The following is a 24,143-nucleotide window of genomic DNA, read 5'->3' as shown; positions in this document are numbered from 1 at the left end:
TCCCTCGGCTTCAGAGGGGGCGCAAAGTAACGTCCTGCCGGGTCAGCCCGGCGCCGCGTGCGGCGACCTCAGCTCGTCATCGCGACGGCGCCGGGGTGGGGGAATTTGGGGTGGCCATCAGTGGGGGAGTTTGGGTGGCCGCCGGGGGCCAATCAAGTGCCTGCCCGCTTAGAAACTCGTCTAAGTGCTGCTTGCCGCAGTGAAATCCAATGAGCAAGTCTTCGCCCGTAACCTCGTCAATCGGCAGCAGGCCGTAGCCGTCGGCCGCGAGAGGCATCAGCCTACGAGACGGTATTGCTGGAGAAAAGGCGCGGCCTTGGCGGCCCGGACGCGGTCAACCAAGCGACTAGCTTGCTCCCGTGTCTCCTCAGTCGGCGCCGTAGCCTTAACCTGAGCCAAGAATACAGCTCGCTTTGCCTTCGCGGCGCGAGCCCGCTTGGCGGCAACCTTCTGCAGGCGCTGCTGAGCTGGCTTCTCAAGCAATGGCGGCTTCTTGAACATGAGTGCAATTTTAGCAACAGCTAAAGCCGATGCATCAAGCCGCATCACGCCATCTCGCGGTTCTTTGCTTCGCCCAGCCATTTTTCGTTGTTCTCTACGCCGAGTCCAACGCCGCAGTTCTCCGAGAGCGTCGCTTCGCCGCTGGTTGACTCTGGACTGCCATCCACGCTTCGACTTCCTCACGCCGCCAAGCCGTCACTGCAGCCGAGAGCTTCACCGGCGCTGGGAACTCGCCTGCCTTGACCTTCCGCCAGAGCGTGGCAGCCGAGAACGGCAGCATGGCCGGGATCAGGTCCGACTGACGGAGGAATTCTGAATCTACGGCCGCACGTCGGCCCTTTTTCTGACCGCTGGCACGGGGGAACTCTGCCGGCAATGGCAGGCCGATGCGATGCGCCCAGTCAGTGAACTCTCCCAGAGCGACCAAGCTGCGACCCGGGCTATCTGCGTCCGGACCACTGCCACGGCTGCGCGCTCCAAGCTGCTCAGCAGCGCCACCCGGTTCTGAAACAGCCTGACCGCGGATCGCGGCCGCACCTGCTTGGCCAGCGCCGCCTCAAGCGGGATGGTGGACGGGTCCAGGAACGTCATCAAAGCCAGCCATTGCCACAGCTCAGCGACGGGCACTTGGTGCCACGCCTTGAACGTCTCCGGACCGTCGAAGCGAACACCAAGGCTGTCCGCGCCAGTGGGGCCGCCTCGGCGGTGGCTCAGGTCTCCAGGGGCCGGTGCGGCGAACACGCCGGCGGCAAGTTGGTCGAAATCGGCAAGCATCGCTGTCGTCTCGGCGGCCGGCGCGTGAGACAACCGGCTTGCGTTGCCTGTCTCACAGAGAGTCACCCAGTTTCAAACGGATTGATGGGCGGAATGATGGGTGAAAAGCAAAAACGGGCCGCTAGGGCCCGTATTTACTAGTGCTTTGGCGGAGTCGGAGGGATTCGAACCCTCGATGCAGGTTTTGCCCACATACTCCCTTAGCAGGGGAGCACCTTCGGCCACTCGGTCACGACTCCAGCACAGCCATGCATTCTATACCAGGAATACACGGGCTTCCGCGAGAAAGTCAGGCGACTTGCTGTTCCTGGTCCAGGTCGAAGGCCTTGTGCAGCGCGCGCACGGCCAGTTCCATGTACTTCTCGTCGATGACGACGCTGGTCTTGATCTCGCTGGTGGAGATCATCTGGATGTTGATGCCCTCCTCGCTCAGCGCGCGGAACATCTTGCTGGCCACGCCCACATGCGAGCGCATGCCGATACCGACGATAGAGACCTTGCAGATCTTGGGGTCGCCGACGACCTTGGCCGCGTTGGTGGCCGGACCCACCGTGTTCTGCAGCAGGTCCATCGTGCGCGCGTAGTCGTTGCGGTGCACGGTGAAGGAGAAGTCGGTCTTGCCGTCCTGCGAGACGTTCTGGATGATGACGTCGATGTCGATATTGGCCTCGGCGACCGGCCCCAGGATCTGAAAGGCGATGCCGGGCTTGTCGGGCACGCCCAGCAGCGTCACCTTGGCCTCGTCACGGTTGAAGGCAATGCCCGAAACGACGGCTTGTTCCATTTTTTCGTCCTCTTCAAAACTGATCAGGGTGCCGGACTTGGCTTCCTCGTTGATGTCGATGTCCCAAGGCGTGAAGCTGGACAGCACGCGCAGCGGCACCTTGTACTTGCCGGCGAACTCCACAGAGCGGATCTGCAGGATCTTGGAGCCCAGCGAGGCCATCTCCAGCATCTCTTCAAAGCTGATGGTGTGCAGGCGGCGCGCCTCGGGGACGATGCGCGGGTCCGTCGTGTAGACGCCGTCCACGTCGGTGTAGATCAGGCATTCGTCGGCCTGCATCGCGGCGGCGATGGCCACGGCCGAGGTGTCGGAGCCCCCGCGACCCAGCGTCGTGATGTTGTTGTCGGCGTCTATGCCCTGGAAACCGGCGATGACGACGACTTTGCCGGCCGCGAGGTCCTCGCGCACGCGCTTGTCGTCGATGCTCTCGATGCGGGCCTTGGTGTAGGACGAGTCGGTCGCCACCGGCACCTGCCAGCCCGTGTAGCTGACCGAAGCCACGCCTTCGGCCTGCAGTGCGATGGCCAACAGGCCCACCGAGACCTGCTCGCCGGTGGCGGCGATCATGTCCAGCTCTCGGTTGACTTCCGCGCTCATGCTGGCCGGCGACAACTCCTTGGCCAGGCCCAGCAGGCGGTTGGTTTCACCACTCATCGCAGACGGCACGACCACCATCTGGTGGCCGGCACGCGCCCATTTGGCGACGCGTTTGGCCACGTTGCGGATGCGATCGGTGGACCCCATCGAGGTGCCGCCGTACTTGTGGACGATCAGAGCCATGTGTTTGAGCGAAGGCTTAAGTTGAGCCGCCGGGACGGCATGCTCGCAAACCCCCGATTTTATGCGGCCGCCCCGCCCTCGCCTTCGCTCTGTGGCAAGGCTGAGTCCTCCAGCCAGCGCAAAGCAAGCCTGGGCTCCTCTTGATCGGCGAAGGCACGAGCGTCCATGCCAAGTCCGGCGACGGCGACCAGGCACTGCCGGGCATCGAACAACAGCGGCCCGCCGCGCCGCCAGGGCGGCAGCCCGGCCTCCTGGCAGGCTTTCTTCAGGCTGCGCGGGACGGAAGCCGGCGCACGCTGGAACTGCTCGGCGCCGCCCCGGCCGCGCTGGGTCAGGTGGGCGAGGCGAGCGGCGGCAACGCCCTGCCCCGCCGACTCGACGAGCCAGGTGCCGCCCCAGGCGGGCTGCGGATAGCGCCCGGGGCGGCTGAGGTCGAGCTGGGCCGTGGCGGCCGGCGCGGGGGACTGCGGCGCCCAGAACAGCCCGTCGCGCCAGGCATGCAGCTCGCCACCGGGTGCGGGCCAGGACATCGTGCCCCCCGGCCGCCATTCGGCCGGCAGGCGCTTGACCAGGCTGGCCGGCGCAGCCGTGTGCGCCGACAGCCAGGCTCGCAGCGCATTGCTGGCCCGCGCGGGCGACAGGGTCGACAGGGCTGCCAGGTCCAGGCGTTCCGCCGTCGCCAGCAGCGCCAGGTCTTGCGTCGCGACCTCGGCGGCCAACGCGTCGGCCTGCTGCGCCCAGCGGGCGGCCTGCGCCAGCCCCGCCTCCGCCGACGCGAAGTCCGGCCAGAGCAGCCGGCGCAGCCGGTTGCGGGCGTAGCGCGTGTCGTCGTTGCTGGGATCCTCGATCCAGTTCAGGCCATGCTGTTCGGCATAGGCCTGGATGGCCTCGCGCGGCCGGTCCAGCCAGGGCCGCGCCCAGCACACGCCGTCGCGCCATTGCGTCCTGGGCATGGCCGCAAGGCCGGCGCTGCCGGCGCCGCGCATGGCCTGCAGCAGAAAGGTCTCGGCCTGGTCGCGTCGGTGCTGGGCCAGCAGCAGGAGGTCCGCGCCGGCCGCGACGGCCATGTCATGCAGGGCGCGATGCCGGCCCGCGCGGGCCCAGGCCTCGACGCTGTCGCCCGCCGCGGGGCTGCCGCCCAGGCGGGTGCATGAGAACTCGGCACCCAGCTCTCTGGCTGTGCGCTCGCAATGCACGGCCCAGTCGTCGGCCTGGGCCTGCAGGCCATGGTGGACGTGAAGGGCCACGACCCGCTGCCCTGCAATCCTGCAGGCGACGCGGGTCGCGGCATGCAGCAGCGCCGTGGAATCCAGGCCACCGCTGAAGGCGACCGCTACGGCATCACCGGTGGGATCAACGGTTCTTGGTGTCGCCGAATCGGCCATAGGCCTGCAGGCGCTCGTAGCGACGGTCCAGCAGCTCGCCGGTCTTCAGGTCGCTGACCTGACGCAGCGCGTCGGACAGCGCGCGCTTCAGGTTGGAGGCCATCTGCTTGGCATCGCGGTGGGCGCCGCCCACCGGCTCGCTGACGATCTTGTCGATCAGACCCAGAGCCTTCAGCCGATGCGCCGTGATGCCCAACGCCTCGGCGGCGTCTGAGGCCCGCTCGCTGCTCTTCCACAGGATGGAGGCGCAGCCCTCGGGCGAAATGACGGAATAGGCCGCGAACTGCAGCATCAGCACCTGGTCGGCCACGCCGATGGCCAGCGCGCCGCCGGAGCCGCCCTCGCCGATGACGGTGGCGATGATGGGCACTTCGAGTTGTGCCATCTCAAGGATGTTGCGGCCGATGGCTTCGCTCTGGCTGCGCTCCTCGGCACCGATGCCTGGGTAGGCGCCCATGGTGTCGATGAAGGTGAAGACGGGCAGGCCAAACTTCTCGGCCAGCTTCATCAGGCGCAAGGCCTTGCGGTAGCCTTCCGGGCGCGGCATGCCGAAGTTGCGCAGCGTGCGCTCCTTGGCGTCGCTGCCGCGCTGGTGGCCGATGACCATGCAGGCCTGGCCGTTGAAGCGCGCGATGCCGCCGACGATGGCGGCGTCGTCCGCAAAGTGGCGGTCGCCGTGCAGTTCCTGGAACTCGGTGAAGACCTCCGAGCAGTAGTCCAGCGTCTGCGGCCGCTGCGGATGGCGGGCGATCTGGTAGACCTGCCAGGGCGCGACGTTGGAGTAGACCTCCTTGGTCAGCTGCTGGCTCTTCTTCGAGAGGCGGTCGATCTCCTCGGAGATGTCGACGGCCGACTCGCTCTGCACGTAGCGCAGCTCTTCGATCTTGGTCTCGAGTTCCGCGATGGGTTGCTCGAATTCGAGAAAATGTTTCTTGCTCATCAGTAATCCACCGGTAGGGGATCCAGGCTACGCCAAATGTACCAAACCGCTACCGAACGGTAAGGCGCCCAGGCGTCGCCGACTTCGCGGGCCTCGGCGCGTGACACGGGCTCGCCGGAAAAATAGTTCAGGCTGATGCCCTTCAACAGGCCGACGTCGTCCAGCGGCATCACGTTGGGGCGCATCAGGTGAAAGATCAGGAACATCTCGGCCGTCCAGCGGCCGATGCCGCGGATCGCGACCAGCTCCTCGATGATGGCTTCGTCGTCCATCTGCGCCCACTGGGACACATGGACCTGGCCCGAGTCGAAATGTTCGGCCAGGTCGCGCAGGTACTCGACCTTGCGCGCCGACAGGCCGGCGGAGCGCTGCTCCTCCACGCCCATGGCCAGCACGGCGGCCGGCTGGAACTTCGGCGCCAGCGCGGCCCAGCGGTTCCAGACCGACTGCGCCGCCTTGACCGAGATCTGCTGGCCGACGATGGAGCGAGCCAGCGTCGCGAAGGCATCGCCGCGGCTTTGCAGGCGGGCTTCGCCGAACTGCGGGATGAGCTTCCTCAGGACCCGGTCGCGCTTGACCAGATGCTTGCAGGCCTCGTCCCAATAGGGCGGGACCACCTCGGGCACGACCTCGGCGGGGGTCTTGGATGCCATCAGCTCTTCACCCAGGTCGTGCCGCCGGCGCCATCCTTCAGCGTGACGCCCTTGGCCGACAGTTCGGCGCGGATCGCGTCGGCACCGGCGAAGTCCCGGGCCGCCTTGGCCGCGGCGCGCGCGGCGATGCGCTCCTCGATCCAGGCGGCATCGCCGCCCGAGCCGCCCTGCAGATAGGCACGCGGCTCCTGCTGCAGGATGCCCAGCACGCCGGCAAGGGCCTTCAGCAGGCCGGCCTTCTGCGGCGAGCGGTCGCGGTTGACCTCGTTGACGAGGTCGAACAGCACGGCGACGGCGCCGGGCGTGCCGAAGTCCTCGTCCATGGCCGCCTTGAATGTGGCGGCGCTGGGCTCAGCCCAGTCGATCGCGACGTCGGCCGGCGGCACCGCGTCCAGCGCCGTGTAGAGCCGCGTCAGCGCGGTGCGAGCGTCTTCCAGGTGGGCATCGCTGAAGTTGAACGGCCGGCGGTAATGCGTGCGCAGCATGAAGAAGCGCAGCGTTTCGCCGTCGAACTTGCGCAGCACGTCGCGGATGGTGAAGAAGTTGCCCAGGCTCTTGGACATCTTCTCGCCGTCGACGTTGAGGAAGCCGTTGTGCAGCCAGTAGCGCGCGAAGTCGTAGCCGGCGCCCTCGCTCTGCGCGATCTCGTTCTCGTGGTGGGGGAACTGCAGGTCACTTCCGCCGCCGTGGATGTCGAAGCTCTCGCCCAGCAGCGCGCAGCTCATCGCCGAGCACTCGATATGCCAGCCCGGGCGACCTTCGCCGAAGGGGGCAGCCCATTTCGCGTCCGCCGGCTCCTCGGCCTTGGCGGCCTTCCACAGCACGAAGTCCAGCGGGTCCAGCTTGCCGTCGTCCACCGCCACGCGCTCGCCGGCGCGCAGGTCGTCCAAGCTCTTGCCGCTGAGCTTGCCGTAGCCGGCGAACTTGCGCACCGAGTAGTTCACGTCGCCGCCCTCGGCGCGGTAGGCCAGGCCGCGATCTTCCAGGCGCTCGATCAGCGACAGCATCTGCGGCACGTACTCGGTCGCACGTGGCTCGTGGTCGGGACGCAAGAGCCCCACGGCGGCGAAATCCTCGTGCATCGCGGCCGTCATCTCTTCAGTCAACTGGCGGATGGTGGTGCCACGCTCGACGGCGCGCCTGATGATCTTGTCGTCGATGTCGGTGATGTTGCGAACATAGGTGACGGCATAGCCGCTGGCACGCAGCCAGCGGTAGATGACGTCGAACGCCATGTTCATGCGCAGATGCCCCATGTGGCACAGGTCGTAGACCGTGATGCCGCACACATACATGCGCACCTGGCCCGGCACGAGCGGCTGAAAGTCTTCGAGGGTGCGGCTGAGGGAGTTGTGGACGCGCAGGGTCATGAGACGGAAACCAGGGGCAAGAGCCACCAACAAGAAGCCCCGCACCGGGGCCGGCCAGGCGGGGCTCATAGAATGAAATCAGTATAGCGGCCGCCCCTGACGCCGCCCCCAGCCCCAACCCCCATGCGCCTGCCACTCCCCACCCTTGCGCTGCTTGCAGCGCTGGCCGCCGTGCCGGCCCGCGCCGAAGACCTGGCCGGTGCCCAGCGCCTGTGGCTGGCCGGCCAGAAGACCCAGGCCGTCGAGCAGGTCGAGCAGGCCCTGGCCCGCACGCCGGACGACCTGCAGCTGCGCTTCGCGCTGGGCGTCATGCGCATGGAACTGGGCGAGCGCGCCAAGGCGATGGCCATCTTCAAGCGGCTGACCCAGGACTTCCCCGACCTGGCAGACCCCTACAACAACCTCGCCGTGCTGCACGCCGCCGCCGGCGAGCTGGACGAGGCCAAGGCCGCGCTGGAGCAGGCCCTGCGCCTACAGCCCGAGCATGCCCAGGCCCAGGAAAACCTCGGCGACGTGCTGACCCGCCTGGCCCTGCGCGCCTACCAGCGCGCGCAGAAGGCCGCGCTGGCGCCCAGCGACGCCCTCGCCGGCAAGATCAGCCGCACGCTGGCGCTGACCAACGAACTCAACAAGCCCCGCTAAGCCCGCATGACCAAGACCGCCCTCCTGCTCGCCGCCCTGCTGGCCGCCACGGCCGCTTCGGCGCAGACCGTGAAGCTCCAGACCTCCGAAGGCGACATCCGCATCGAGCTCAACGCCGAGAAGGCGCCCAAGTCGGTGGCCAACTTCATCCAGTACGTGAAGGCCGGCCACTACAACGGCGTCATCTTCCACCGCGTGATCCCGAACTTCATGGTGCAGACCGGCGGCTTCGACGCCAAGCTGAACCAGCGTCCGACCAAACCGCCCATCCCACTGGAGTCCGGCAACGGCCTGTCCAACCTGCGCGGCACGGTCGCGATGGCGCGCACCAACGACCCCAACTCGGCGACGTCGCAGTTCTTCATCAACGTCGTCGACAACATCTTCCTCGACGCCGACGTCGGTCGCATCGGCACCGGCTACGCCGTCTTTGGCCAGGTCGTCGAGGGCATGGACGTCGTCGACAAGATTCGCGCGGCCGAGACGGCGTCGCGGGGCATGCACCAGAACCTGCCCGTCAAACCCATCTTCATCACCAAGGCTCTCGTCGAGCCCGTCAAAAAATGAGCCAAGTCAAGTTCACCACCAACCACGGCGACATCCTCATCGAGCTGGACGCCGCCAAGGCCCCGCTGTCCGTCGCCAACTTCCTCAACTACGTCCGCAACGGCCACTACGACGGCACGATCTTCCACCGCGTCATCAAGGGCTTCATGATCCAGGGCGGCGGCTTCGACGCCGGCATGAGCCAGAAGCCCACCGACGCCGCGATCCAGAACGAGGCCGGCAACGGCCTGAAGAACGCCAAGTACACGCTGGCCATGGCGCGCACCAACGCGCCGCACTCGGCCACCGCCCAGTTCTTCATCAACACGGTCGACAACGGCTTCCTGGACTTCAAGTCCGAGTCGCCCTCGGGCTGGGGCTATGCCGTGTTCGGCAAGGTCATCGAGGGCCAGGACATCGTCGACAAAATCGAGAAGGTCCGCACCGGCCGCGCGGGTGGCCATGCCGACGTGCCGGTCGAAGCCGTCGTGATCGAGAAGGCCGCCGAAGTTTGATCCCACGCTTCGCGGCGCCGGCGCACTGGCAGCAGATCGACCTGCTGTCCGACCTCCACCTCGGGCCGGACACGCCGGGTACGCTGGCCCGCCTTGAGAAGCACCTCGCCGAGACGCCCGCCGACGCGGTGCTGCTGCTCGGCGACATCTTCGAGGTCTGGGTGGGCGACGACGTGCGCCACGAGCCCTTCGAGGCCGGCATCACGGCGATGCTGCGCGCCGCGGGCGCGCGGCTGGACCTTTTCTTCATGCCCGGCAACCGCGACTTCCTCGTCGGTGCCGACATGCGGACCGCCAGCAGCATGACCGCCCTGCCCGACCCCACCGCGCTGGAGGCTTTCGGCCGGCGCTGGCTGCTGGTGCACGGCGACGCCCAATGCCTGGCCGACACCGCCTATCAGGCCTTCCGTCGCCAGGTGCGCTCGCCCGAATGGCAGGCCCAAGTACTGGCGCAGCCGCTGGCGGCCCGCCAGGCGCTGGGCCGCCAGATGCGCGCAGGCAGCCGTGCCGCGCAGGCCGAGCAGCTGATGGCTACCGACCTCGATGCCGAGGCCTGCCGCGCGCTGCTGCGCGAGGCAGGCGCGACGATCATGATCCACGGCCACACGCACCGCCCCGCCGAGCATGACCTGGGCGACGGGCTGACGCGCGTCGTGCTGTCGGACTGGGACTTCGACACGACGCCGGCGCGCGGCGACGTGATCCGCCTGTCGGCGGCGGGCCTCCAACGCCTGTCACCGTGATCCTGAAAGCCCTGAGCCGATGGCGCGAGCAGCGCGCCGTCGAGCGCCACGCCATCCCCGACCAACTGTGGCAGCTCACGCTGCTGCGCTACCCCTTCCTGTCCGCACGCGGCGAGGACGACCTCGCCGAGCTGCGCCGCCTGTGCAGCCTGTTCCTGTCGACCAAGGAATTCCATGGCGTCGACGGCTTTGAGGTGACCGACGAGGTCGCCGTCGCCGTTGCCGCCCAGGCCTGCCTGCCGGTGCTGAGGCTGGGCCTGTCCTGGTATGACGGCTTCGTGGGCATCGTCATGCACGCCGGCGAGGTGCTCGCACAGCGTCGCTTCGAGGACGAGAACGGCGTCGTCCACGAGTACGACGAGGAACTGGCCGGCGAGGCGATGGAGGGCGGCCCGCTGATGCTGGCATGGAACGCCATCGCCGTCAGCAACGACCCGGCGCAGTTCGGTGTCGACGAGGTCTTCAACGTCGTCATCCACGAGTTCGCCCACGTCATCGACATGCGCGACGGCCTGGCCGACGGTGTGCCGCCACTGGGCGGTGCGGATGAGCGGGAACGCTGGATCGCGGTGATCGACGCCGAATGGACGCGCTTCTGCGAACGCGTCGACGCTGGCGAGGCCACGCTGATCGACCCCTATGGCGCCGAGGCCGTCGAGGAGTTCTTCGCGGTCGCCGTCGAGGCCTTCTTCGTCGCCCCGGCCGCGATGCGCGCCGAGGAGCCGGCGATGTACGAGCTGCTGGCCGGGTTCTTCAAGCAGAACCCGGCGGGCTGAACGAAGACGGGACGCCGAAGCGTCCCTTTCGTCGCCAGAGCCCGAAGGCTCAGGCCGTCGCCGGCTCGGCCTTGGGCTTGCCGTCCTTGCTCGCCTTGGGCAGCGGCTGGATGTCCAGCACCGTCTCACCCTTGTCGTCCACGTCCACGCTGAGGCGGCCGCCGTCGACCAGGCGACCGAACAGCAGCTCGTCGGCCAGCGCACGACGGATGGTGTCCTGGATGAGGCGCTGCATGGGGCGCGCGCCCATCAGCGGGTCGAAGCCCTTCTTGGCGAGCTGCTTGCGCAGCGCGTCGGAGAAGCTGACCTCCACCTTCTTCTCCTGCAGCTGGCTTTCGAGCTGCAGCAGGAACTTGTCGACCACGCGCAGGATGATCTCCTCGTCCAGCGGGCGGAAGGACACGATGGCGTCCAGGCGGTTGCGGAACTCCGGCGTGAACAGGCGCTTGATGTCCGCCATCTCGTCGCCCTGCTGGCGCTGCGTCGTGAAGCCTATGGTGGACTTGTTCAGCGCCTCGGCACCCGCGTTGGTCGTCATGATGATGATGACGTTGCGGAAGTCGGCCTTGCGCCCGTTGTTGTCGGTCAGCGTGCCGTGGTCCATGACCTGCAGCAGCACGTTGAAGACATCCGGGTGGGCCTTCTCGATCTCGTCCAGCAGCAGCACCGCGTGCGGCTTCTTCGTGACGGCCTCGGTCAGCAGGCCGCCCTGGTCGAAGCCCACATAGCCGGGAGGCGCGCCGATCAGGCGGCTGACGGCGTGGCGCTCCATGTACTCCGACATGTCGAAGCGGATCAGCTCGATGCCCAGGATGTAGGCGAGCTGCTTGGCCACCTCGGTCTTGCCGACGCCCGTGGGGCCACTGAACAGGAAGCTGCCCACCGGCTTGTCGGGCCGCCCCAGGCCCGAGCGCGCCATCTTGATGGCGGCGGCCAGGGCATCGACGGCCGGGTCCTGGCCGAAGACGACGCTCTTGAGGTCTCGGTCCAGCGTCTTGAGCTTGCTGCGGTCGTCGCTGTTGACCGAGGCGGGCGGGATGCGCGCGATCTTGGCGACGATATCCTCCACCTCGGCCCGCGTGATGGTCTTCTTCTGCCGGCTCTTGGGCAGGATGCGCTGCGCGGCGCCCGCCTCGTCGATGACGTCGATGGCCTTGTCCGGCAGGTGGCGGTCGTTGATGTACTTGGCCGACAGCTCGGCCGCGGCCTGCAGCGCGCCCAGCGCGTACTTGACCGAATGGTGCTCCTCGAATCGGCTCTTCAGCCCCTTCAGGATCTCGATGGTCTGCTCGACTGAGGGCTCGGCCACGTCCACCTTCTGGAAGCGGCGGCTCAGCGCCGCGTCCTTCTCGAAGATGCCGCGGTACTCGGTGAAGGTGGTCGCGCCGATGCACTTCATCGCACCGCTGGACAGCGCTGGCTTGAGCAGGTTGCTCGCGTCCAGCGTGCCGCCCGATGCAGCGCCGGCGCCGATCAGCGTGTGGATCTCGTCGATGAAGAGGATGGCGTTGGGCTGGTCCTTCAGCGCCTTCAGCACCGCCTTCAGCCGCTGCTCGAAATCGCCGCGGTACTTGGTGCCCGCCAGCAGCGCGCCCATGTCCAGCGAGTAGACGATCGCGTCGGCCAGCACCTCGGGCACCTCGCCCTCGGTGATGCGCCAGGCCAGACCCTCGGCGATGGCCGTCTTGCCCACGCCGGCCTCGCCCACCAGCAGCGGGTTGTTCTTGCGGCGACGGCACAGCACCTGCACGACGCGCTCGACTTCGGCCTCGCGGCCGATCAGCGGGTCGATCTTGCCGTCCTTGGCCTGCTGGTTGAGGTTCTGCGTGAACTGCTCCAGCGGCGAGGCCTTGGCGGCGCCGCCCTCGCCTTCCTCGCGCTCGCCCTCCTGCCCACCGGGCCCCTGGCCCTCGGGGTTCTTGGGCGGCTCGGGGTCGGTCTTCTTGATGCCGTGGGCGATGAAGTTGACGACGTCCAGGCGCGTGACGCCCTGCTGGTGCAGGTAGTAGACGGCGTGCGAATCCTTCTCGCCGAAGATGGCGACCAGCACGTTGGCGCCGGTCACTTCCTTCTTGCCGCTGCCGGTGCTCTGCACATGCATGATGGCGCGCTGGATGACGCGCTGGAAGCCCAGCGTCGGCTGGGTGTCCACCTCGTCGTTGCCGCCCACCATGGGCGTGTTTTCCTTGATGAACTGCGTCAGACTCTTGCGCAGATCGTCCAGGTTGGCGGCACAGGCGCGCAGCACCTCGGCAGCACTGGGGTTGTCGAGCAGGGCGAGCAGCAGGTGCTCGACGGTGATGAATTCGTGCCGCTGCTGGCGTGCCTCGACGAACGCCATGTGCAAACTGACTTCAAGCTCTTGCGCAATCATGCGGCCTCCATAATGCACTGCAGGGGGTGGCCAGCTCGCCGGGAGGCGGCCGAAACCAACTCCACCTTGGTCGCGGCGACGTCCTTGGTGAAGACACCGCAGACCCCGCGACCCTCGTGGTGGATTTTGAGCATGATCTGCGTCGCCGTATCGAGGTCATGCCGGAAAAATTCCTGCAGAACCATGACTACAAACTCCATTGGCGTGAAATCGTCGTTCAGCAGCAGAACCTGATAGAGCCGTGGGGGCTCGGTCTTCTGCGTCTGGCGCTCGACGACGACCGCCCCTTCGCCTTCGTCCCGGCCCGGCTTCAGGGGAGGCGCGGGAGGGGGCGGAGTCGACTGGTTTCGCGGTGAAAAAACGGGCAGCACAGGCATGGGTTGATTCTATCGACGGGGGTCATTTCCCCGCCGACTGCGGGCAGTTGGCGGCGGCGGCCGGATTTGCAAGCCGTCCCAGGGAGAACCCGGGCGGGAAGGTCCCGAATTGACGCTGATTTTTGCGCTACCAGAATCCATGTCCGCCTCCGCTGGGAGGTGCCACAACAATGGAGACAAAACAATGGCACTGGGCAAAGTCAAGTGGTTCAACGATGCCAAGGGCTTTGGATTCATCGAACCGGAAGCCGGCGGCGACGATGTCTTCGCCCATTTCTCGGCGATCCAGATGGAAGGCTTCCGGACGTTGAAGCAGGGCAGTCAGGTGCAGTTCGAGCTGGTTCAAGGCCCCAAGGGGCAACTGGCCCAGAACATCACGCCCATGGAGGCTGCCGCCCTCGCCGCCGAGCAGCCGCTGGTGTCCTGAATCGCAGGCGCAGGCGCGCCCCGAGCCCCGTGTGCCGGCAGGCCACGGGGCTTTGTCTTGCCCGTCCCGACCAGCGCCTGGCGGCTCCGGCGAGGCCCCGTCAGCCAACTGCGTGGGCGGCTTGCTAGAGTTCATGCCCTGCGTGCCGCGCCCCGCCGCTTTGCGCCGCACGGATTGCACACTTACCGGAAGACTTCATGACCGCCGACAAGACCCAGATTGTTTACACCCTGACCGATGAAGCGCCCCGCCTGGCCACGGCCTCGCTGCTGCCGGTCGTCAAGGCCTTTGCGGCACAGGCTGGGATCGACGTCGTCACCAGCGACATCTCGGTGGCCGGCCGCATCCTGGGCCAGTTCCCCGAGCTGCTGACCGAGGCGCAGCGCGTGCCCGACAACCTCGCCGCGCTGGGCAAGCTGACGCTCAAGCCCGAGGCCAACATCATCAAGCTGCCCAACATCAGCGCCTCGGTAGCCCAGTTGAAGGCCGCCATCAAGGAACTGCAGGACAAGGGCTACAAGATCCCGGACTTCCCCGAGAAGCCCGAAACCGACGAGCAGAAGGACGTCCGCGCCCGCTACAACAAGTGCATCGGCTCGGCCGTGAACCCGGTGCTGCGCGAAGGCAATTCGGATCGCCGCGCGCCCAAGGCCGTCAAGGAATACGCCCGCAAGAACCCGCACCGCATGGACGAGTGGAGCCAGGCCTCGCGCTCGCACGTCTCGCACATGCACGACGGCGACTTCTATCATGGCGAGAAGTCCATGACGCTGGACCGCGCCCGCGACGTGAAGATGGAGCTCATCACCAAGAGCGGCAAGACCATCACGCTGAAGTCCAAGGTCTCGCTGCTGGACCGCGAGGTCATCGACTCCATGTTCATGAGCAAGAAGGCCTTGCTGGCCTTCTACGAGCGTGAGATCGAGGATGCGCGCAAGACCGGCGTGATGTTCTCGCTACACGTCAAGGCCACCATGATGAAGGTGTCCCACCCCATCGTGTTCGGCCACTGCGTGCGCATCTTCTACCGCGAGGCCTTCGAGAAGCACGGCAAGCTGTTCGACGAACTGGGCGTCAACGTCAACAACGGCATGGTGGACCTGTACACCAAGATCGGCAGCCTGCCGGCCAGCAAGCAGGAGGAGATCAAGCGCGACCTGCACGCCTGCCACGAGCACCGCCCCGAGCTGGCCATGGTGGACTCGGCCAAGGGCATCACCAACTTCCACTCGCCCAACGACATCATCGTGGACGCCTCCATGCCCGCGATGATCCGTGCCGGCGGCAAGATGTACGGCGCCGACGGCCGCCTGAAGGACGTGAAGGCCGTGATGCCCGAGTCGACCTTCGCCCGCATCTACCAGGAGATGATCAACTTCTGCAAGTGGCACGGCGCCTTCGACCCGCGCACCATGGGCACCGTGCCCAACGTGGGCCTGATGGCCCAGCAGGCCGAGGAATACGGCTCGCACGACAAGACCTTCGAGATCCCCGAGGACGGTGTCGCCAACATCACGGACCTGGCTACCGGCGAGGTGCTGATGAGCCAGAACGTCGAGCAGGGCGACATCTGGCGCATGTGCCAGTGCAAGGACGCCGCCATCCGCGACTGGGTCAAGCTCGCCGTCAACCGTGCGCGCAACTCCGGCATGCCGGTGGTGTTCTGGCTGGACGCCTACCGCCCGCACGAGGCCCAGCTGATCACCAAGGTCAAGATGTACCTGCACGAGCACGACACGACTGGCCTGGACATCCAGATCATGAGCCAGGTGCGCGCGATGCGCTACACGCTGGAGCGCGTCGTCCGTGGCCTGGACACCATCAGCGCCACCGGCAACATCTTGCGCGACTACTTGACCGACCTGTTCCCCATCATGGAACTGGGCACCTCGGCCAAGATGCTGTCCATCGTGCCGCTGATGGCCGGTGGTGGCATGTACGAGACCGGCGCCGGCGGCTCGGCGCCCAAGCACGTGCAGCAGCTGGTGGAGGAGAACCACCTGCGCTGGGATTCGCTGGGCGAGTTCCTCGCGCTGGCCGTGAGCCTGGAGGAGCTGGGCATCAAGACCGGCAACGCCAAGGCCAAGGTGCTCGCCAAGGCCCTGGACGCCGCCACCGGCAAGCTGCTGGACAACGGCAAGGGCCCCAGCCCCAAGACCGGCGAGATCGACAACCGCGGCAGCCACTTCTACCTGACGCTGTACTGGGCCCAGGAGCTGGCCGCGCAGACGGAGGACGCCGAGCTGGCCGCCCGCTTCAAGCCCGCGGCCGAGGCGCTGACCGCCAACGAGGCCAAGATCGCCAACGAGCTTAAGGCCGTGCAAGGCAAGCCCACCGACATCGGCGGCTACTTCCTGCCGGACACGGTCAAGCTGGACCAGGTGATGCGCCCGAGCGCGACGTTCAACGCGGCGCTGGCTTCGCTCGCCGGCTGATCGCCGACCTCCAAGGACACGGGGCGCCATGGCGCCCCATTTTTTTGGCCGCAGCGGCCCTCTCGGCCCGCTCGCACGACAGGCGTTGCCCCCATCTGCGACGCCGTCCCACCCTGGCAGCGAGCCCGCCGCGCAAGACCCACCCGATGACGCGACATCCCCCTGCCCTGCCCGTGACGCCAGGCCGCGAAAAGGCCGCACGACCGCCCGCCCTGCCCCCAGGCCTGGCCGCCCGGCTCGACGGCGTCCGCTGGCGCCGCAACCTCGTCGGCGAGGCCGGGGCGGCGGTCTACCGGCTGCAGCGCCCTGGCGAGCCGGACCTGTACCTCAAACAGGGCCGTGCCCAGACGGCGCAGGCGCTGGCCGACGAGATGGCCCGGCTGCGCTGGTTGGCCGGCCGGATGCCCGCAGCCCCGCTGGTGCATTTCGAATGCACCGGGCACCAGGCCTGGCTGCTCACGCAGGCCGTCCCCGGCCTCACCGCCCATGAATGGCTGCAACGACGTCCGGACCGGGCGCCGCAGATCGTGGCGGAGTTGGCCCGGGGCCTGGCCCGCCTGCATGCGTTGCCTGCGTTGCACTGCCCCTTCCAGTCGCCCCTGGAGCAACGCCTCGCGCTGGCGCGCCAGCGCCTGGACGCGGGGTTGATCGACGCCGACGATTTCGACGACGCCCGCCAGGGCTGGACGCCCGACGCAGTTTGGCGGTCCTTGCAAAGCCTGCTGCCGCTGGCAATCGATCCGGTCGTGACCCACGGCGACTACTCGCTCGACAACATCCTGCTCGACGAGGATTTCCGCATCACCGGCCTGATCGATCTGGGCCGGCTGGGCGTGGCCGACCGCTACCAGGACCTGGCCATCCTGTGGAACTGCCTGGCCGAGTTCGGGCGCGACGTCCAGGCGCAGCTGTGGCCCGCCTGCGGCATCGACACGCCAGACGCCCGCAAGCTGGACTTCTTCCTGTGCCTGGACGAGTGCTTCTTCATCTCGCCAGGCCGGCGAGGCCGATCACATCTGGTCGATCATCACCTGCCCGAACCCTGAGCACGACACCTGCGTCGCGCCGTCCATCAGTCGCGCGAAGTCGTAGGTCACCTTCTTGCTCAGCACCGCCTTTTCCATCGCGCTGATGATGAGGTCGGCCGCCTCGATCCAGCCCATGTGCCGCAGCATCATCTCGGCGGACAGGATCAGCGAGCCGGGGTTCACATAGTCCTTGCCGGCGTACTTGGGCGCCGTGCCGTGCGTGGCCTCGAACATCGCGATGGAATCGCTCATGTTCGCGCCCGGCGCGATGCCGATGCCGCCCACCTGCGCGGCCAGCGCGTCCGAGATGTAGTCGCCGTTCAGGTTCAGCGTGGCGATGACGCTGTACTCGGCAGGGCGCAGGATGATCTGCTGCAGGAAGGCGTCGGCGATGACGTCCTTGATGGTGATGTCCTTGCCCGTCTTCGGATTCTTCACGCGGCACCAGGGACCGCCGTCTATCGGCTGGGCGCCGAACTCCTTCTGAGCCAGCGCATAGGCCCAGTCACGGAAGGCGCCTTCCGTGAACTTCATGATGTTGCCCTTGTGCACGATGGTCACGCTGGGCTTGTTGTTGTCGATGGCGTACTGGATGGCCTTGCGCACCAGCCGCTCCGTGCCCTCGCGCGACACCGGCTTGACGCCTATGCCCGAGGTCTCAGGGAAACGGATCTTGCTGACGCCCATCTCATCCCGCAGGAAGCGGATCAGCTTGGCTGCCTGGTCGCTGCCAGCCTCGTACTCGATGCCGGCGTAGATGTCCTCCGAGTTCTCGCGGAAGATGACCATGTCGACCCTGTGGGGCTCCTTCACTGGGCTGGGCACGCCGTCGAAGTAGCGCACGGGGCGCAGGCAGACGTAGAGGTCCAGTTCCTGGCGCAACGTCACGTTCAGCGAGCGGATGCCGCCACCCACCGGGGTGGTCAGCGGCCCCTTGATGGAGACGATGTACTCCTTGACGGCCTTCAGCGTCTCCTGCGGCAGCCAGATGTCGGGGCCGTAGACCCGCGTGCTCTTCTCGCCGGCGTAGATCTCCATCCAGTGGATCTTGCGGGCGCCGCCGTAGGCCTTGGCCACGGCCGCATCCACCACCCTCAGCATGACCGGCGTGACGTCGAGGCCGGTGCCGTCGCCCTCGATATAGGGAACGATGGGCTGGTCGGGCACGTTGAGCGAGAAGTCGGCATTGACCGTGATCTTCTGGCCGCCTTCGGGCACCGTGATGTGCTGGTACATGGCTGGGGGGCTTTCGCGAGAGACGAGAGAAAAACGAACGCGGCGATTTTGCCGCGTCAGCAGGCCAGCATGACCCGCTGCCAAACCCCATGTCCCAGGGCCCAGGCCGCGCCCAGCACCAGGGCCATGCCGGCCAGGCGCAGGGCCAGCATCTCCCCGCCTGCGCCGCGCTTGAGCAACCGCGCCCGCCACAAGGGCGCCACCACCAGGCCCGGCGTGCTGGCCAGCGCAAAGCCGGCCATGGCGGCGGCACCACCGGCCACCGAGCCGGACAGGCCCGCCAGCAGCAGCGCCGCATGCAGCAGCCCGCACGGCATGACAACCCAGGCCATCCCGGTGACGAAGGCACGGCTGGGCTTGGGGCGCCAGTTCAGCGCGCCCAGCCAGACCGGCATGCGCCCGCGGACCAGCAGCGTCAGGCCCAGCAGCAGCAGCGCCGCCTGCAGCAGCGCCCAGACCGGCTGCAGCAGCGCGGCCCCCTGCGAGGCGCGCGCCAGCGCGTCGGCCGACGCCGCCGCGAGGGCGCCGCCGGCCGTATAGCCCAGCACTCGCCCGGCCAGCAGCTTCACCGGCCGCTTGCCGCCCGCCAGCGCGCAAGGCGCGCTGCACATGGCCGCGCAATGCGGCATGCCGGCCAGGCCCATCAGCGTGGCGGAGATGATCAGCGCGGCATCCACCGGATGCCGCCTCAGAGGATCTTGGAGAAGCGCTCGCGGCTGGCGTCGCTCTGGCAGTAGCGGTCGAACACCATCGCGACGGCGCGCACGAAGTACCAGCCCAGCGGCGTGAGCTGGATGGCGCCCGGCTCCATGATGACGAGACCCTGCTCCGCCAGCGGGGCCAGCCGCGCCAGCTCGGCGGCGAAATAGCCGGGCACGTCGACGAGGTAGGACGCGGCGATGGACTCGAACTCCAGCCGCCCCTGGCACATCAGCGCCATGATGACGGCGCGGCGCAGCAGGTCGTCGCGCGTCAACGCCAGTCCGCGCTGTACAGGCAGCTGGCGCTGGCGCAGCGTGTCGTCGTACTCGACCAGCGTCTTGGCGTTCTGCGCATAGGTGGCGCCGATGCGGCTGATGGCCGACACGCCCAGGCCCACGAGGTCGCAGTCCGGCTGCGTCGAATACCCCTGGAAGTTGCGGTGCAGCAGGCCCTGTCGCTTGGCGACGGCCAGCGGGTCGTCGGGCAGCGCGAAATGGTCCATGCCGATGTAGGCGTAGCCCTCGCCCAGCAGCGCGCTGATGGCGCCGGACAGCATGGCCAGCTTGTCGCCGGCTGGCGGCAGCAGCTCGGCCACGATGCGGCGCTGCGGCTTGAAGCGCTGCGGCAGATGGGCATAGGCATACATCGCGATGCGGTCCGGACGCAGCTCGGCCACCTGCGCGATGGTGCGGGCGAAGGAGGACGGGGTCTGCAGCGGCAGGCCGTAGATCAGGTCCACGCTGATGGACGCGAAGCCCAGCTCGCGCGCGGCGCGCATCAGCGCCGCGACGGACGCCAGCGGCTGCACCCGGTGCACGGCCTTCTGCACGGAGGGGTCGAAGTCCTGCACGCCGAAGGACAGGCGGTTGAAGCCCAGCGCGCGCAGATGCGCCAGCCGCGAGGCATCCACCGTGCGCGGGTCCACCTCGATGGACAGCTCGGCACCCGGCAGCAGCTTGAAGCGCTGCCTAAGCGCATCCATCAGCCCCGTCAGCTCGGTGTCCGAGAGAAAGGTCGGCGAGCCGCCCCCCAGGTGCAGCTGCGACACCGGCGCCGGGCCGCCCAGCGCTTCGGCAACGAGGTCCATCTCCACCTCCAGGGCCGCCAGATAGGGCTGGGCGCGCTCATGGTGCTTGGTGATGATCTTGTTGCAGGCGCAGTAGTAGCAGAGCTGCTCGCAGAAAGGGATGTGAACATAGACCGACAGCGGCTGCAGCGTGCCGCGCTGGCGCAGCGCCTGCAGATGCTGGGGCGCCTGGTGGGCCTCGACGAAGCGGTCGGCCGTGGGATAGGACGTGTAGCGCGGGCCGGCGACGTCGTGGCGGCGCAGCAGGTCGGCGTCGATGGGGCGGTCTGTGACAGCAGGCATGCTGCCACTGTGCCGGCGCCCACCGGGCCGGGCGTTGATCCAGGTCAAGGCCATGGCGGGTGCCGCCGCAAACAATGCCTTTCATGCTGACCACACCGCCTCGTCCGATGAGCGTGCCGACCTCCGCCGAGAGGCCGGCACGGCCCTGCTCCGCCACGCTGGAGCCGCTGCGGGTGGCCTGCGCCAGCTGCAACCTGCGCGAACTCTGCCTGCCCGTGGGCCTGAACCCGGCCGAGCTGCAGAGACTCGACGGCTTGGTGGAGAAGCGCCGCAGCGTGCCGCGCGGCGACCACCTGTTCCGCAACGGCGACCGCTTCGAGGCGCTGTACGCTGTGCGCACCGGCTTCTTCAAAACCCGCATCGGCAGCGAGGACGGCCGTGACCAGGTCACCGGCTTCCAGATGGCCGGCGAGCTGCTGGGGCTGGACGGTATCAGCAGCGACCACCACCACTGCGACGCTGTCGCGTTGGAGGACTCCTCCGTCTGCGTGATCCAGTACCGTGACCTGGAGGAGCTGTCGCGCGAGTTCACTGTGCTGCAGCATCAGTTCCACAAGATCATGAGCCGCGAGATCGTGCGCGACCATGGCGTCATGCTTCTGCTGGGCAACATGCGCGCCGAGGAGCGCCTCGCGGCTTTCCTGCTGAACCTGACGCAACGCCTGCAGGCGCGCGGTTTCTCGTCGTCCAGCCTGGTGCTGCGCATGACGCGCGAGGAGATCGGCAGCTACCTGGGGCTCAAGCTGGAGACCGTCAGCCGCACCTTCTCCAAGTTCCAGGAGGATGGGCTGATGGAGGTCAAGCAGCGCCAGTTGCGCATCCTCGATCAGGCGGGGCTGCAGGCGCTGGTAAACAACAGCGCTTGTTGAGGCGGGCCTTCGCCCGGTCTGCCCCGAGGGCGACGGCGACGCTCGCAGCATTGCGCCGCATATCGGCCAGCCAGTAGCCGACTTGCAACCTCTTGGAATGAAGCGAAGGCCTCATCGAAATGCGGCTCTGCGCATCCGAAGTGCCAGGCAAATACAGCACGGAGAGCGTCCGTCAGGTGTTCGTCCTTCTCAAGCAGCGACATGGTGATGCCGCCGAGGTCCTATTCGGCAACCAGCGCTTCGATCAGCTCGACGCGATCGTTCGCAAGCACCCTCATGCCCGCTCGTATTGAACCAGCCTGCCGTTAAAGCCCAACTTGCGCTGGATGCGGCGTTTGCCTGTGTTGATGACGACGCCAGAGGGAATCTGGGTGCTGATGCCCGCGTTGTAATCGCGAGTCTGACGCGACTGGCACGTCTGGACACCGAGCTTTTTCAGGATCTCTGGCGCCAAGACCTCGAGCGGCTTCACCGGAATCGGCTTGCCGGAAAGCACGCTTGGCTTGGCTTTGGCGTACACACCGACCCCAAGCTTGACCAGCACACCCTTGTTCCGAAGCTCAGCGAGCGCTCGATTGACTTGCGCAGTACTCCCGAAGGAGTCGAACTCTGCGCGCAGGAAGACATCGGCGTTGCGATTCGCCAGGGAGCGCCTGAGGCGGTTCACGATGTACATGGCTGCAGATTCCGCTTGTCGACCTAAGTATGACACGACCCATAAACCATTGATTAATAACAATTTAATCGCGTAACAAGCGCTCACCGACCTAGCAAGACAGCGAACGACCGCCCCCAGCCAAAGCCGCGACGAACACAGCCCGCTGCACAAAGCCCTGAGCCGCGACACAAAATATCCAATGACCAATTGATTTACAGGATGTTTTCTGCATCCTTGTGCACCAGCCAGATACTGCCAGCCCCAAAGCGAAAAGGCCCTGCGGGGGCTCGCAGGGCCAGGGCATCGAAGGGCGGCGGGGGTCAGCCGACCTTGATCTCGTTGCGCACTTCCTTCACGCCCGGCACGGCCTGCGCGAGCTTGATGGCCTTCTGCGCCAGTTCGGCGCTGGGCGCTGCGCCCTTCACGACGATGACGCCGCCGCCTGCGCTGCTGACGGTCAGCGGCAGGGCCTGCAGATCCTTGTCCTGCTGCAGCGCCGCAGCGGCCTGGGCGGCGACGGCCGCGTCGTCGCTGGCCGGCGCGGCCTGCTGGGCTGGCGCGGCAACGGGCTCGGCGGCGAACGACACGGTGGCGACCGTCGCCATCAGGACGGCGGACAGCAGGCGGGCGATGGTGGATGCTTGTTGCATGGCAGATCTCCTGAAGATGCTTGAAACGGAAGCGATGCCGGATGGCACCACGGACCAGTTCTACGCAACAGCCGTGCCAGCTACGGAAATCCGTTGCACATCAATCACTTGAGGTCGCGTCGCGCGCCCGGTGCGCAGCTGGGCCGGTGGCGCGGAGCGTTTTTGTCGCCGGGTGGCGACAGCCCGGCGGCACAGCCTGCTAAGTGCTTGATTCGCCTGACAGTTTTCTGTCGCCGGAATCCGACGCCGCCCCCGGCGCATCGCCGCGGAACAGCTGCGGATCGAGCCCGTGCTTCTGCATCAGCCGGTAGAACTCGGTGCGGTTGCGATCGGCCAGCCGCGCCGCCTCGGCGACATGGCCGGACGTGAGCATGAGCAGCTGGTTCAGGTAGTCGCGCTCGAAGCGCTGCTTGGCATGCTGGTAGTTCAGCACCTCGGCCGCCGGCATCTGCAGCGCGCGCTGCACCTGGGCCAGCGACACCAGCGCCGCCGTGGCCAGCACGCAGACCTGCTCGACGACGTTGTAGAGCTGGCGCACGTTGCCTGGCCAGGGCGCCGTCACCAGCGCCTCCAGTGCCTCGGGCGCGAAGCCCTTGACCGGCTTGCGGTGTCGCTGGGCCAACGCCAGAAGGAAGTGCTGGGCCAGCAGCGCTATGTCCTCGCGCCGCTCGGCCAGCGGCGGCAGCCCGAGCTTGACGACGTTGAGCCGGTAGAAGAGGTCCGGGCGGAACTGCCCCTCGGCCATCGCCAGATCGAGGTCCCGATGGGTGGCTGAAAGCACGCGCACGTCCACCACCACCGCCTCGTTGCTGCCCACGGGCCTCACCACACGCTCCTGCAGCACCCGCAGCAGCTTGACCTGCAGCGCCAGCGGCATGTCGCCGATCTCGTCGAGGAAGACTGTGCCGCCCTGCGCGGCCGGGATCAGACCCTGGCGGTGGCCCTGCGCGCCGGTGAAGGCGCCCTTCACGTGGCCGAACAGCTCGGACTCCAGCAACGCCTCGGGAATTGCCGCGCAGTTCACGGCGACGAAGGGCCGCGCCGCGCGCGGGCTGGCATTGTGGATGGCTCGGGCCAGCAACTCCTTGCCGGTGCCGCTGTCCCCGGCGATCAGCACGCTGGCGTCGGTGGCCGCCACCAGCCGCGCCTCGGCCAGCACCTCCGCCATGCGCGGGCTGCGGCTGATGATCTCGCGGCGCCAGGCGCCGTCGCCATCGAAGGCCGCGGGGCCCGGTGCGTTGAGCAGCAGCGCGCGGTTGATCTTGGCCATCAGCTCCTGGCCATCGAAGGGCTTGGTCAGGTAGGCATGGGCGCCGCGCGTCGTCGCCTCCACCGCGTCGGGAATGCTGCCATGGGCCGTGAGCAGGATGACCGGCAGCGACGGGTGGCGGGCGCGCACCTCGTCGAACAGCGCCAGGCCGTCCATGCCCGGCAGGCGGACGTCGGTGATGACGAGCGACGGCAGCCGAACGGCGAGTTGCGCCAGCGCAGCCTCGGCGCTGGAGACGGCCTGAACCACGTGGCCGGCGGCGCTGAGCCGCATCGTCATCAGGCGCAGCAGGTCGGCGTCGTCGTCGACCAGCAGCAGGGTGGCTTGGGTCGTCATGTG

Annotated in this window: 24 protein-coding genes, 1 tRNA gene and 1 pseudogene; 9 read left to right on the top strand and 17 right to left on the bottom strand. The window is 67.4% G+C overall.

The features are described 5' to 3' along the window. Positions 1 to 276 precede the first annotated feature (276 nt). The 9 genes from JOY88_RS22255 to cysS all read right to left on the bottom strand — a co-directional run bounded on the left by JOY88_RS22255 (position 277) and on the right by cysS (position 7,187). On the bottom strand, positions 277 to 501 hold the full coding sequence (locus tag JOY88_RS22255) for a hypothetical protein (protein WP_293504835.1): 225 nt from the start codon (positions 499 to 501) through the stop codon (positions 277 to 279). A gap of 94 nt (positions 502 to 595) precedes the next feature. Further along, positions 596 to 781, bottom strand: coding sequence for a helix-turn-helix transcriptional regulator (locus JOY88_RS22250; protein WP_293504834.1), 186 nt, complete (start codon positions 779 to 781; stop codon positions 596 to 598). A gap of 38 nt (positions 782 to 819) precedes the next feature. Further along, the gene (locus JOY88_RS22245) at positions 820 to 1,275 is read right to left on the bottom strand and encodes a hypothetical protein (protein ID WP_293504833.1); all 456 of its coding nucleotides are present in this window, start codon (positions 1,273 to 1,275) and stop codon (positions 820 to 822) included. Between the two features lie 146 nt (positions 1,276 to 1,421). After that, a tRNA-Ser gene (locus tag JOY88_RS22240) sits at positions 1,422 to 1,514 on the bottom strand. 50 nt (positions 1,515 to 1,564) lie between these two features. Then, positions 1,565 to 2,839, bottom strand: a complete 1,275-nt coding sequence (locus tag JOY88_RS22235) for an aspartate kinase (RefSeq protein WP_293504832.1) — start codon at positions 2,837 to 2,839, stop codon at positions 1,565 to 1,567. A 59-nt stretch (positions 2,840 to 2,898) separates the two neighbouring features. Further along, entirely contained in the window at positions 2,899 to 4,224 is a 1,326-nt protein-coding gene (gene tilS, locus JOY88_RS22230; protein WP_293504831.1) for a tRNA lysidine(34) synthetase TilS, read from the bottom strand. After that, a complete protein-coding gene (locus tag JOY88_RS22225) occupies positions 4,193 to 5,164 on the bottom strand; it encodes an acetyl-CoA carboxylase carboxyltransferase subunit alpha (RefSeq protein ID WP_293504830.1) in 972 nt (323 codons plus the stop codon). The genes tilS and JOY88_RS22225 overlap by 32 nt, the downstream gene beginning before the upstream one ends. Next, the gene (locus tag JOY88_RS22220; protein WP_293504829.1) at positions 5,164 to 5,817 is read right to left on the bottom strand and encodes a DNA-3-methyladenine glycosylase family protein; all 654 of its coding nucleotides are present in this window, start codon (positions 5,815 to 5,817) and stop codon (positions 5,164 to 5,166) included. The genes JOY88_RS22225 and JOY88_RS22220 overlap by 1 nt, the downstream gene beginning before the upstream one ends. Then, a complete protein-coding gene (gene cysS, locus JOY88_RS22215; protein ID WP_293504828.1) occupies positions 5,817 to 7,187 on the bottom strand; it encodes a cysteine--tRNA ligase in 1,371 nt (456 codons plus the stop codon). Before cysS ends, JOY88_RS22220 begins: the two co-directional genes overlap by 1 nt. A gap of 123 nt (positions 7,188 to 7,310) precedes the next feature. On the opposite strand from cysS, the gene JOY88_RS22210 reads away from it, so the two are divergent. The 5 genes from JOY88_RS22210 to JOY88_RS22190 are packed head-to-tail and all read left to right on the top strand — an operon-like array spanning position 7,311 to position 10,409. Then, positions 7,311 to 7,829 (top strand): tetratricopeptide repeat protein, encoded by a 519-nt coding sequence (locus JOY88_RS22210; protein ID WP_293504827.1) that lies wholly within the window; start codon positions 7,311 to 7,313, stop codon positions 7,827 to 7,829. 6 nt (positions 7,830 to 7,835) lie between these two features. Continuing rightward, positions 7,836 to 8,396 carry a peptidylprolyl isomerase gene (locus JOY88_RS22205; protein ID WP_293504826.1) on the top strand — a complete coding sequence of 187 codons (561 nt, stop codon included), beginning with the start codon at positions 7,836 to 7,838 and terminating at the stop codon, positions 8,394 to 8,396. Further along, complete coding sequence (locus JOY88_RS22200) at positions 8,393 to 8,890, top strand: peptidylprolyl isomerase (RefSeq protein ID WP_293504825.1); 498 nt, start codon at positions 8,393 to 8,395, stop codon at positions 8,888 to 8,890. Before JOY88_RS22205 ends, JOY88_RS22200 begins: the two co-directional genes overlap by 4 nt. Continuing rightward, on the top strand, positions 8,887 to 9,633 hold the full coding sequence (locus JOY88_RS22195) for a UDP-2,3-diacylglucosamine diphosphatase (protein WP_293504824.1): 747 nt from the start codon (positions 8,887 to 8,889) through the stop codon (positions 9,631 to 9,633). Before JOY88_RS22200 ends, JOY88_RS22195 begins: the two co-directional genes overlap by 4 nt. Further along, positions 9,633 to 10,409, top strand: a complete 777-nt coding sequence (locus JOY88_RS22190; RefSeq protein WP_524539249.1) for a M90 family metallopeptidase — start codon at positions 9,633 to 9,635, stop codon at positions 10,407 to 10,409. Before JOY88_RS22195 ends, JOY88_RS22190 begins: the two co-directional genes overlap by 1 nt. Before the next feature lie 49 nt (positions 10,410 to 10,458). Here JOY88_RS22190 and clpA read toward each other — a convergent pair whose 3' ends face one another. Together clpA and clpS are read right to left on the bottom strand one after the other, a co-directional pair. Continuing rightward, complete coding sequence (gene clpA, locus JOY88_RS22185; RefSeq protein ID WP_293504822.1) at positions 10,459 to 12,783, bottom strand: ATP-dependent Clp protease ATP-binding subunit ClpA; 2,325 nt, start codon at positions 12,781 to 12,783, stop codon at positions 10,459 to 10,461. Beyond that, complete coding sequence (clpS, locus tag JOY88_RS22180) at positions 12,780 to 13,160, bottom strand: ATP-dependent Clp protease adapter ClpS (protein ID WP_293504821.1); 381 nt, start codon at positions 13,158 to 13,160, stop codon at positions 12,780 to 12,782. Before clpS ends, clpA begins: the two co-directional genes overlap by 4 nt. A gap of 184 nt (positions 13,161 to 13,344) precedes the next feature. On the opposite strand from clpS, the gene JOY88_RS22175 reads away from it, so the two are divergent. From JOY88_RS22175 to JOY88_RS22165, 3 genes and pseudogenes are all read left to right on the top strand, one after another. Beyond that, a complete protein-coding gene (locus JOY88_RS22175; protein WP_293504820.1) occupies positions 13,345 to 13,587 on the top strand; it encodes a cold shock domain-containing protein in 243 nt (80 codons plus the stop codon). 197 nt (positions 13,588 to 13,784) lie between these two features. Continuing rightward, on the top strand, positions 13,785 to 16,022 hold the full coding sequence (locus JOY88_RS22170) for an NADP-dependent isocitrate dehydrogenase (RefSeq protein WP_293504819.1): 2,238 nt from the start codon (positions 13,785 to 13,787) through the stop codon (positions 16,020 to 16,022). A gap of 146 nt (positions 16,023 to 16,168) precedes the next feature. Then, a pseudogene (locus JOY88_RS22165) lies at positions 16,169 to 17,005 on the top strand (APH(3') family aminoglycoside O-phosphotransferase); the annotation flags it as partial. Positions 17,006 to 17,032: 27 nt separating this feature from the next. On the opposite strand, the gene icd reads toward JOY88_RS22165, so the two are convergent. Genes icd through hemN form a run of 3 tightly spaced genes read right to left on the bottom strand, consistent with a single transcriptional unit; the run spans position 17,033 to position 20,357 of the window. Beyond that, on the bottom strand, positions 17,033 to 18,286 hold the full coding sequence (icd, locus tag JOY88_RS22160) for an NADP-dependent isocitrate dehydrogenase (RefSeq protein ID WP_293504818.1): 1,254 nt from the start codon (positions 18,284 to 18,286) through the stop codon (positions 17,033 to 17,035). Between the two features lie 56 nt (positions 18,287 to 18,342). Continuing rightward, positions 18,343 to 18,963, bottom strand: a complete 621-nt coding sequence (locus JOY88_RS22155; RefSeq protein WP_293504817.1) for an urease accessory protein UreH domain-containing protein — start codon at positions 18,961 to 18,963, stop codon at positions 18,343 to 18,345. A gap of 11 nt (positions 18,964 to 18,974) precedes the next feature. Then, positions 18,975 to 20,357, bottom strand: a complete 1,383-nt coding sequence (hemN, locus tag JOY88_RS22150) for an oxygen-independent coproporphyrinogen III oxidase (protein WP_293504816.1) — start codon at positions 20,355 to 20,357, stop codon at positions 18,975 to 18,977. Positions 20,358 to 20,464: 107 nt separating this feature from the next. On the opposite strand from hemN, the gene JOY88_RS22145 reads away from it, so the two are divergent. Further along, positions 20,465 to 21,226: a fumarate/nitrate reduction transcriptional regulator Fnr gene (locus JOY88_RS22145; RefSeq protein WP_293504839.1), complete on the top strand. Its 762-nt coding sequence runs from the start codon at positions 20,465 to 20,467 to the stop codon at positions 21,224 to 21,226. A gap of 274 nt (positions 21,227 to 21,500) precedes the next feature. On the opposite strand, the gene JOY88_RS22140 is transcribed toward JOY88_RS22145, so the two are convergent. From JOY88_RS22140 to JOY88_RS22130, 3 genes are all read right to left on the bottom strand, one after another. After that, complete coding sequence (locus JOY88_RS22140) at positions 21,501 to 21,902, bottom strand: DUF6088 family protein (RefSeq protein ID WP_293504815.1); 402 nt, start codon at positions 21,900 to 21,902, stop codon at positions 21,501 to 21,503. 302 nt (positions 21,903 to 22,204) lie between these two features. Continuing rightward, complete coding sequence (locus JOY88_RS22135; protein ID WP_293504814.1) at positions 22,205 to 22,534, bottom strand: BON domain-containing protein; 330 nt, start codon at positions 22,532 to 22,534, stop codon at positions 22,205 to 22,207. A 199-nt stretch (positions 22,535 to 22,733) separates the two neighbouring features. After that, entirely contained in the window at positions 22,734 to 24,140 is a 1,407-nt protein-coding gene (locus tag JOY88_RS22130; RefSeq protein WP_293504813.1) for a sigma 54-interacting transcriptional regulator, read from the bottom strand. Positions 24,141 to 24,143 lie beyond the last annotated feature (3 nt).

The sequence above is a fragment of the Roseateles sp. genome, from assembly GCF_019237615.1.
Taxonomy (GTDB): domain Bacteria; phylum Pseudomonadota; class Gammaproteobacteria; order Burkholderiales; family Burkholderiaceae_C; genus Pelomonas.
This window is presented reverse-complemented; position numbering and strand designations above follow the sequence as displayed.